This is a genomic window from Sanguibacter inulinus, from assembly GCF_013415325.1.
GTDB classification, from domain to species: Bacteria; Actinomycetota; Actinomycetes; order Actinomycetales; family Cellulomonadaceae; genus Sanguibacter; species Sanguibacter inulinus.
In genome coordinates, this window is record NZ_JACBYE010000108.1 from 1 (window position 1) to 292 (window position 292).

A 292-nucleotide genomic window follows, 5' to 3' on the forward strand; every position below is an offset into this window, starting at 1 on the left:
GACTTGCATGTGTTAAGCACGCCGCCAGCGTTCGTCCTGAGCCAGGATCAAACTCTCCGTAAATGTTTGCTATCAACCAGTCGAAACCAGTTAACAACCATACGAAGCAAGCCTCCCTGCAAAGAGAAAACTTGATTAATCAAGGCTACAAACCGAAAACTTGCATTTTCAATTCATACCAAATAAACCTTGCCATCAGACCAGCCCCGACCGAAAAGCCGAGCACCAATCCAAGACAAGGGGTCTTGGCATTGACTATTAAGCACACTGTTGAGTTCTCAAGGAGCGGACG

Annotated in this window: 1 protein-coding gene and 1 rRNA gene; one reads left to right on the forward strand and one right to left on the reverse strand. The window is 46.9% G+C overall.

Annotation, left to right across the window (positions count from 1 at the left end; genetic code table 11):
* Positions 1 to 63: ribosomal RNA gene (locus tag HZZ10_RS19090) — 16S ribosomal RNA — on the reverse strand; the annotation flags it as partial.
* Between HZZ10_RS19090 and HZZ10_RS19220 the strand changes: the two genes are divergently transcribed.
* A partial coding sequence (locus HZZ10_RS19220) for a hypothetical protein (RefSeq protein WP_218928979.1) occupies positions 63 to 292 on the forward strand: 230 nt, incomplete at its 3' end. The genes HZZ10_RS19090 and HZZ10_RS19220 overlap by 1 nt on opposite strands.